The organism is Amycolatopsis kentuckyensis (assembly GCF_002155975.1).
Classification (GTDB): domain Bacteria; phylum Actinomycetota; class Actinomycetes; order Mycobacteriales; family Pseudonocardiaceae; genus Amycolatopsis; species Amycolatopsis kentuckyensis.
In genome coordinates, this window is record NZ_MUMI01000141.1 from 1 (window position 1) to 6,830 (window position 6,830).

Here is a 6,830-nt window from a genome sequence, read left to right on the forward strand (position 1 = left end):
CGGCCGCGCGGGCCGCCAGCAGGGCGCCGACCGCCATCTCGTCGCTGGCCGCGAACACCGCGGTCGGCGGCTCCTTGCGGGCCAGCAGCCGCCGCATGCCGACGAATCCGCTCTCGCGGTAGAAGTCGCCGCCGATCACGAGGTCCTCCGACACCGGGAGCCCGGCTTCGGCCAGGCCCCGCCGGTAGCCCTCGGTGCGCGCGGCGGCCGGCGCGTTGCCGCGCGGGCCGGTGATCGTCGCGATCCGGCGGTGGCCGAGGGCGGCCAGGTGCCGGACCGCTTCCGCCGCGCCGCCCGCGTTGTCCGACGTCACGTGCGTGGCCCGCGGACCGGACAGGGCGACGTCCAGTGCGACGCACGGCAGCCCGGACTGGGCGAACGCGGTGAACGCGTCGGCGTCCGTCCCGCTGTCGATGAGCACCAGCCCGGCGAGGTGGTGCCGGCGGGTCATGCTCACGTAGCCGATCGGGTCGGCCAGCGACACCCCCGGGTGGCGGTCGCGCGCGTCGTCGCTCGTCGCGAGCATCAGCAGGTGGTAGCCGTGCGAGCTCAGCGCGGACTTGAGGCCCAGCAACAGGTCCTGCAGGAACGGGTGCCGCCAGCCGGGCCGCCGGTGGTCGGTGTCCCAGACCAGCCCGACCATCGCCGACTGCTGCCGCGACAGCGCGCGCGCCGACTCGTTCGGCGAAAAATCGAGGTCCCGCGCCACGCGTTCGACGCGTTCGCGCGTTGTCGCGCTGACCGTGGCGGGGCGGTTGAACACCCGCGACACGGTGGCGACGGAAACCCCGCAGAGCTGCGCGACTTCGCGGGCGGTGACCATGGCAATCTCCGTTCTTGTAACCGGTTACATCTGTAGCACACGACCTCGGACTGCGTAAACGCCGAGCTGCGTTACTATTTCGTTACTTGACGGCAACCGGCTGGGAGCGCTCTCATGGGACCCGCGTTTTCCGACCGGCCCGCAGAACAACGGAGATCTCATGCGCCCGAAAACGAGAAACCGCCGGATCCGCCTGCTCGCCGGGGTGGGTGCCGCCCTGGTCGCGCTCACCGCGGTGAGCGCGTGCGGGAACAGCGGTGCCGCCGGTGGCAAGGTCAAGCTGAGCCTCGGCCTGTTCGGCAACTTCGGTTACACCGACCTGATCAAGGAATACCAGGCGGCGCACCCGGACATCGAGATCACCGAGCGGACCGCCGCCTACTCCGACCACCACAAGAACCTCGCCGCACACCTGGCCACCGGCGCCGGGGCCGCGGACATCGAGGCCATCGACACCGGGTACGTCGCCCAGTTCAAGGCGACGCCGGACAAGTTCGTCGACCTCAACACCGTCGGCGGCGACAAGCTCAAGGACCGCTGGCTGGCCTGGAAGTGGGCCGCGTCGCTGGGCAAGGGCGGGCAGCAGATCGGCTACGGCACCGACGTCGGCGGCCTGGCCATCTGCTACCGCCGCGACCTGTTCGAGCAGGCCCAGCTGCCCGCCGACCGCGACGCCGTCTCCGCGCTCTGGCCCACCTGGCAGGCGTTCTTCGAGACCGGCAAGCGCTTCCAGGCCAAGGCGCCGAACGGCGTCAAGTTCATGGACGGCGGCCCGACCGTGCTCAACGCGATCGTCGGCCAGGCCCCGGTCGGGTACTACGACCAGAACGACCAGATCGTCGTGGGCAGCAACCCGGCGCTGCGCGCGGGCTGGGACCTCGTGGTCGACGCGGTCAAGGCGAACCTGAGCGCCGGCCTGCTCTACAGCACCCCGACCTGGAACACCGGCTTCACCCAGGGCCAGTTCGCGACCGTCACCTGCCCGGCGTGGATGATGACCAAGATCAAGGACCAGGCGCCGGACACCGCGGGCAAGTGGGACGTCGCGACCGTGCCGGGCGGCGGCGGCAACTGGGGCGGCTCGTACCTGACCGTGCCCAAGCAGGGCAAGCACACCAAGGAAGCCGCCGAGCTCGCCGCCTGGCTGACCGCGCCCGAGCAGCAGGCGAAGGTGTTCACCAGCAAGGGTTTGCTGCCGTCGGCGCCGTCGCTCTACGACGACCCGAAGATCACCGGCTACACCAACCCGTTCTTCAACAACGCGCCGGTGGGCAAGGTGTTCACCGACGCCGCGAAGAAGCTGAACCCGCAGTACCAGGGCCCGAAGGCCGGCGACGTGCAGACCGAGTTCGGCAACGCGATGCAGCGCGTCGAGCAGGGCAAGCAGGACGGCCCGGCGGCGTGGCAGCAGCTGGTCGGTGACACCGCGAAGATCAAGTGATGGCTGCGGTCAAAACGCTGACCTTCGCCGAGCGGCGGCAGAAGTGGGACGTCAAGCTGTCGCCGTTCGGCTTCATCAGCCCGTACTTCCTCATCTTCGGCGTCTTCGGGCTGTTCCCGCTGCTCTACACGGCGTTCGTGTCGCTGCAGAAGCGGAACCTCATCGACGCCGAGGGTGCGACGTTCATCGGGTTCGGCAACTACGAGCAGCTGCTGTTCCACGACCCGTACTTCTGGAACGCGATGGGGAACACGGTCAGCCTGTGGCTGCTGACCACGATCCCGCAGATCCTGTTCGCGCTCGGCATCGCGCACCTGCTCAACCGCAGGCTGCGCGGGCGGACGCTGTTCCGGATGGGGATGATCCTGCCGAACATCACCTCGGTGGCGGCGGTGACGATCATCTTCGCGCAGCTGTTCGGCCGGGACTTCGGGCTGGTCAACTGGGTGCTGAGCTGGTTCGGCGCCGGGCAGGTCGACTGGCAGGCCGGCACGGCCAGCTCGCACACCGCCATCGCGGCGATGGTGGTGTGGCGCTGGACCGGCTACCACGCGCTGATCTTCCTGGCGTCGATGCAGGCGATCCCGTCGAGCATGTACGAGGCCGCCACCCTCGACGGCGCCAAGGGGTGGCAGCAGTTCTGGCGGATCACCGTGCCGCTGCTGCGCCCGCAGATCATCTTCTCCACGGTGATCGCGACGACCGGGAACATGCGGCTGCTGGCCGAGCCGCTGCTGTTCAACCCGGGCACGGCGGCCGCGACCGGCGGCTCGGACCGGCAGTTCCAGACCGCCGCGCTCTACCTCTACGAACAGGGCTTCGCCAAGTACGACTTCGGCTACAGCTCGGCGATCGCGCTGATCCTGGCCGTGGCCACGATGCTCGTCGCGGGGCTGTCGTACCTGGTGACCCGGCGCATCCAAACGGACTGAGGAGCGGACATGACCACCGTGCTGACCCCGGCCGCGCCCGCGCCGCCGGCCGCCTCGCCCGGGCGGGCCCGGCGGCTCGCCCGGCGGGTCGCGAGCCCGTGGACCTACGCCGCGCTGATCGCGATCCTGGCCGGCTCGGCGTTCCCGGTGTACTGGTCGTTCGTCGTCTCCTCGCAGACGACGGAGGCGGTCGGGAGCGTGCCGCCGGTCCTGGTGCCGGGCGGGCACCTGTTCGAGAACATCGCCCGCGTCTTCGACGAGACGGACTTCGCGCTGGCGCTGGGCAACTCGCTGATCGTCGCGGGCACGATCACCGTGTCGGTGGTGCTGTTCTCGACGCTGGCCGGGTTCGCCTTCGCCAAGATGCGGTTCCGCGGGCGGACGGCGTTGCTGCTCGTCGTGGTCGCCACCCAGGCGATCCCGACCGAGCTGGGCGTCGTGCCGCTGTACATGATGATGGCCGACTTCGGGTGGGCCGGGCAGCTGCAGGCGGTGATCGTGCCCGGCCTGGTCACCGCGTTCGGCGTGTTCTTCATGCGGCAGTACTTCGAACGCGCGCTGCCGCTGGAGCTGCTGGAAGCCGGCCGGATGGACGGCTGCGGCTCGCTGCGGCTGTTCTGGCACGTGGCCCTGCCCGCCGCCCGCCCGGCCGCGGCGGTGCTCGGGCTGTTCACCTTCATGCAGGCCTGGAACGACTTCTTCTGGCCGCTGGTGGTGCTGGTGCCGGAGAACCCGACCGTCCAGACCGCACTGTCCACTCTGGCCAGTGGCTACACCACCGACTACACGCTCGTGCTCACCGCCGCCACCATCGGCACCGTCCCCGTCCTCGTCGTGTTCCTGCTGTTCGGCCGCCAGATCGTCGGCGGCATCATGCAGGGCGCGCTCAAGGGCTGACCCACCTCGGAGCTCACCGTGACTTCCAGCTTCCCGCCCGGCTTCCGCTGGGGCGTCGCGACCTCGGCGTTCCAGATCGAGGGCGCCACCACGGCCGACGGCCGCGGACCGTCCATCTGGGACACCTTCGCCGCGGTCCCCGGCGCGGTGGCCGGCGGCCACACCGGCGAACCGGCGGCCGACCACTACCACCGCTGGCCGGCGGACCTCGACCTGCTCGCCGAACTGGGTGTCGACTCCTACCGGTTTTCGGTGTCCTGGCCGCGGATCCAGCCGTCCGGCCGCGGCGCCCCCGAACGCCGTGGCCTCGGCTTCTACCGGCGGCTGGTGGAAGGCCTGCGGGAGCGGGGGATCGAGCCGTTCCTGACGCTCTACCACTGGGACCTGCCCCAGGCGTTGGAGGACGAGGGCGGCTGGCGCTCGCGCGACACGGCGTTCCGCTTCGCCGAGTACGCGGCGCTGGTGCACGAGGAACTGGGCGACGTCGTGGACTTCTGGACGACGCTGAACGAGCCGTACCCGTGCGCGGTCGCCGGGTACGGCGAAGGCCGCCACGCGCCGGGCGCCAGGGAGGGACACGGCGCGCTGGCGGCCGCCCACCACCTGCTGCTCGGCCACGGCCTGGCGGTGCGGGCGATGCGCGAGCGGGCGGCGTTGCCGCACCAGTTCGGCATCGTCCTCAACCAGTCACCGGCGGTCCCGGTGTCATCCACGGCCGCCGACACCGCGGCGGCGGCGCGCCAGGACACCCTGCTGCGCCGCCAGTTCACCGACCCCCTGTTCGGCGGCCGCTACGCCCCGGGCCTGTCGGCGATGTTCGACGGCGTCTCGGACTTCTCGTTCCGCCACGACGAGGACCTGCCGATCATCGGCGAGCCGCTCGACTACCTGGGGGTGAACTACTACTACCGCCTGCACGTCGCGGACGCCCCGCACCGCGAGCCGGACCCGGCCCTGCGGACGGTGGCGGACATCGGGGTGGACACCTCGCGCCTGCCGGACGTCCCGCGCACGGGCATGGGCTGGCCGGTCGAGCCGGAAGGCCTCACGGAAGCCCTGGTCGGCCTGCACAACCGCTACCCGGACCTGCCACCGGTGTACGTCACGGAGAACGGCTGCGTGTACGCGGACCGGAGCGATTTCGCGGACTACGAGCGCATCAGTTTTTTGAGCGAGCACATCGAGGCGGCCCGCACAGCCGCGGCGGCGGGGGTGGACCTGCGCGGGTATTTCTGCTGGTCCCTGCTGGACAACTTCGAGTGGGCGCACGGGTACAAGCACCGGTTCGGGCTGATCCACGTGGACTACGAGACGCAGACGCGCACGCCGCGATCGAGTTACCGCTGGTACCGCGACTTCATCGCGGCCCAGCGCACGCCGTAGCCTCCGGGGGCTGCTGCGGCCGGTAACATCCGGGCCCATCAGGGGGAAGGTGGGCGCGTGGAGCAGCGGGACGATGCCGGGCAGTGGGTGTGCGCGGCATGCGTGGACGACTACGCACTGGCGAACGCCATCACGGCGGCAGCCGACGCCGCCCGAGTGTGCAGCTTCTGCGGGAAGGCCGTCGCCGCGCCCCTGGACGTGCTGGTCGACGCGTTCGTGGAGGGGATCTCGAACGAGTACGGCGACCTCGACGACGAGGCCGTTCCCTACGACTCCGCCGAGGGCGGCTACCAATTCGTCGATCCCAAGGACACCTGGGACATCGTCGAGGAATTCGACGAACTGTTCATTGGTCCCGGATTGGCTGAAGCCGTCCGGCAAAACATTCCCTTCAGCTACTGGACCGAGAAGGACTGGGCCCGTCCCCGACGGGATGAGGCGCTCCGCGACAGCTGGGCACGGTTCAGCGATGCGGTCAGGTATGAGACCCGATACGTCTTCTGGCTGCGACGGTCCACGGAAGACGAAGAGGCGGAACTCCACGGCGAGGTGCCGGCAGGCCGGATCCTCGACCACGTCGGAGCCCTGATCGACACCGTCGGGCTGGTGCGGACGCTCCCGGCGGGGACCCGGTTCTGGCGCGGCCGTCCGCACGACGAGCGAGGCGAGTGGACCAGCCGGGACCTCGGCACCATCCCGGCGACGCTCGCCCGGCAGTCGAACCGGATGAGCCCGGCGGGCATCCCGTTGTTCTACGGAGCCGAAAACGAGCGGACGGCCATCGCCGAGGTCGCGCGGCTGGACTCGGGGTTCGCCCGGGTGACCGTCGGCCAGTTCGAAATCTCGGCCCCGTGCCGGGTCGTCGACTTCACCCGGCTCCCGGAAGTCCCCAGCGTGTTCGACCCCGAGCGGGGCGGCCGGTGGCGCGAGTTCAGCTTCCTGCACGAATTCGTCGCCCAGATCAGCCGGCCGGTCGACAAGGAGATGGAGCAGATCGAGTACGTGCCGACGCAGATCGTCACCGAGTACCTGCTCAAGATCTTCCGCGACGGGGAGGCCGACGGGATCTTGTTCAGGTCGGCGGTCAACCGGGAGGTCGACGTGGTCCTCGACGTGCCGAACGAGCGGTGCTTCGATCAGGTACCCGACGAGCCGCGGAAGCTGAGCTTGCGGCTGGTCGAGGGTTCGATGCGGACGACGGACCTGTGAGCGGGCGTCCGGCTGCGGGAGCGCCGCCGTGCCCCTGATCGGCCCGCTTCCGGCTCAGCTGCAGAGTGCCGTCGTGGCGGGGCTGGTCGCCATCCTCGTCGCCGTGCTCGCTGAGGTGTTCCGCCGCCTCGCGGCGCGCCGCGAG

6 protein-coding genes are annotated in these 6,830 nt (G+C 70.3%); 5 read left to right on the forward strand and 1 reads right to left on the reverse strand.

From position 1 onward, the window contains the following. Positions 1-823, reverse strand: an 823-nt coding sequence (locus CCN39_RS15140; protein WP_086842493.1) for a LacI family DNA-binding transcriptional regulator, incomplete at its 3' end; no start/stop codon positions are given. Between the two features lie 160 nt (positions 824-983). Between CCN39_RS15140 and CCN39_RS15145 the strand changes: the two genes are divergently transcribed. The 5 genes from CCN39_RS15145 to CCN39_RS15165 are packed head-to-tail and all read left to right on the forward strand — an operon-like array spanning position 984 to position 6,685. Beyond that, positions 984-2,264 carry an ABC transporter substrate-binding protein gene (locus CCN39_RS15145; protein ID WP_086842495.1) on the forward strand — a complete coding sequence of 427 codons (1,281 nt, stop codon included), beginning with the start codon at positions 984-986 and terminating at the stop codon, positions 2,262-2,264. Continuing rightward, entirely contained in the window at positions 2,264-3,196 is a 933-nt protein-coding gene (locus CCN39_RS15150; protein WP_086842497.1) for a carbohydrate ABC transporter permease, read from the forward strand. Before CCN39_RS15145 ends, CCN39_RS15150 begins: the two co-directional genes overlap by 1 nt. A gap of 9 nt (positions 3,197-3,205) precedes the next feature. Then, positions 3,206-4,093: a carbohydrate ABC transporter permease gene (locus CCN39_RS15155; protein WP_086842499.1), complete on the forward strand. Its 888-nt coding sequence runs from the start codon at positions 3,206-3,208 to the stop codon at positions 4,091-4,093. Between the two features lie 18 nt (positions 4,094-4,111). Then, positions 4,112-5,476: a GH1 family beta-glucosidase gene (locus tag CCN39_RS15160; protein WP_086842501.1), complete on the forward strand. Its 1,365-nt coding sequence runs from the start codon at positions 4,112-4,114 to the stop codon at positions 5,474-5,476. 57 nt (positions 5,477-5,533) lie between these two features. Next, positions 5,534-6,685, forward strand: a complete 1,152-nt coding sequence (locus tag CCN39_RS15165; protein WP_143264044.1) for a HEPN-associated N-terminal domain-containing protein — start codon at positions 5,534-5,536, stop codon at positions 6,683-6,685. Positions 6,686-6,830: the final 145 nt, after the last annotated feature.